Origin of the sequence: Methylobacterium cerastii (genome assembly GCF_022179125.1) — a bacterium.
Taxonomy (GTDB): domain Bacteria; phylum Pseudomonadota; class Alphaproteobacteria; order Rhizobiales; family Beijerinckiaceae; genus Methylobacterium; species Methylobacterium cerastii.
On record NZ_BPQG01000149.1, the window covers coordinates 1 to 1,766 of the forward strand.

The 1,766-nt window shown below is 53.6% G+C and carries 1 protein-coding gene; it reads left to right on the forward strand.

Annotation, left to right across the window (positions count from 1 at the left end; all coding sequences use genetic code 11):
* Positions 1 to 269: 269 nt before the first annotated feature.
* Positions 270 to 1,766, forward strand: a 1,497-nt coding sequence (locus MFF13_RS26710; protein ID WP_238273411.1) for a macro domain-containing protein, incomplete at its 3' end; no start/stop codon positions are given.

A 1,766-nucleotide genomic window follows, 5' to 3' on the forward strand; every position in this document is an offset into this window, starting at 1 on the left:
TCACAAGCTATCAGCAGTGCCGTGGGGAGAGGGTAGAGTGGTTGCTGAAAAAGATTCCAGGTCACCAAATGTTACTTGTAAGTGAGTACAACCTGGTGATACCTCACAAAAGAGTCTTCTGGATTGCACCTCCGCGGGTGTCAGGCGCGGACCGCACGTACGACATGGACCTAGGGTTACCTATGGATGCAGGCCGTTACGATCTGGTATTCGTCAACATCCATACTGAGTACCGGCAACACCACTACCAACAATGCGTCGACCATTCAATGCGTCTGCAGATGCTGGGAGGGGATTCACTACACCTGCTTAGACCAGGAGGCTCGCTGCTGATGAGAGCATATGGTTACGCAGACAGAGTCAGCGAGATGGTGGTGACAGCCCTGGCTAGGAAATTCTCGGCGTTCCGTGTCCTGAGACCGGCGTGTGTGACGAGCAACACAGAAGTGTTCCTGCTGTTTTCTAACTTTGATAACGGCAGAAGAGCGGTAACCTTGCACCAAGCTAACCAGAAACTTAGCTCAATGTATGCCTGCAACGGACTGCACACTGCTGGCTGTGCACCGTCATACAGGGTCCGCCGCGCAGATATATCAGGACACGGTGAGGAAGCAGTCGTAAATGCTGCCAATGCCAAGGGTACCGTGAGCGATGGAGTGTGCAGGGCGGTCGCTAAGAAGTGGCCATCATCTTTCAAAGGGGCTGCAACTCCAGTCGGCACAGCCAAGATGATCCGCGCAGATGGCATGACCGTAATCCACGCAGTGGGACCGAACTTCTCCACCGTAACAGAAGCCGAAGGGGACAGAGAGCTAGCGGCCGCGTACCGAGCTGTGGCTAGCATAATTAGTACCAACAACATAAAGAGCGTCGCAGTACCGCTGCTATCCACAGGCACCTTTTCCGGCGGTAAGGACAGAGTGATGCAGTCCTTGAACCACTTATTCACGGCATTGGATGCCACCGATGCAGACGTGGTTATCTACTGCAGAGATAAAAACTGGGAAAAGAAGATTCAGGAAGCCATCGACAGGCGGACGGCAATAGAGCTCGTATCCGAAGACGTGACCTTGGAAACCGATCTGGTTAGGGTACACCCGGACAGTTGCTTAGTCGGCAGAAATGGTTACAGTGCAACTGACGGTAAACTGTACTCTTACCTTGAGGGCACGAGGTTCCACCAGACGGCGGTCGACATGGCTGAAATATCAACTTTATGGCCAAGACTCCAAGATGCTAACGAGCAGATCTGCCTGTACGCCCTAGGGGAGACGATGGACAGCATACGCACTAAATGCCCAGTAGAGGACGCCGATTCGTCTACGCCGCCGAAAACGGTACCGTGTCTATGTCGGTACGCGATGACCGCGGAGCGGGTTGCCAGACTTAGGATGAATAACACCAAAAACATCATCGTGTGCTCCTCCTTTCCATTGCCGAAGTACAGGATAGAAGGCGTGCAGAAGGTGAAGTGTGACCGAGTGCTAATTTTTGACCAGACCGTCCCGTCACTAGTAAGTCCCAGAAAGTACATACAGCAGCCGCCGGAACAGCTGGATAATGTGAGCCTGACTTCTACGACGTCGACGGGATCCGCATGGTCATTTCCATCGGAAACGACCTACGAAACCCTGGAAGTCGTAGCCGAGGTACACACCGAACCTCCGATCCCTCCGCCTCGCCGACGTAGAGCAGCCGTCGCCCAACTTAGACAGGATCTGGAAGTCACCGAGGAGATCGAGCCGTACGTGATACAGCAAGCAGAG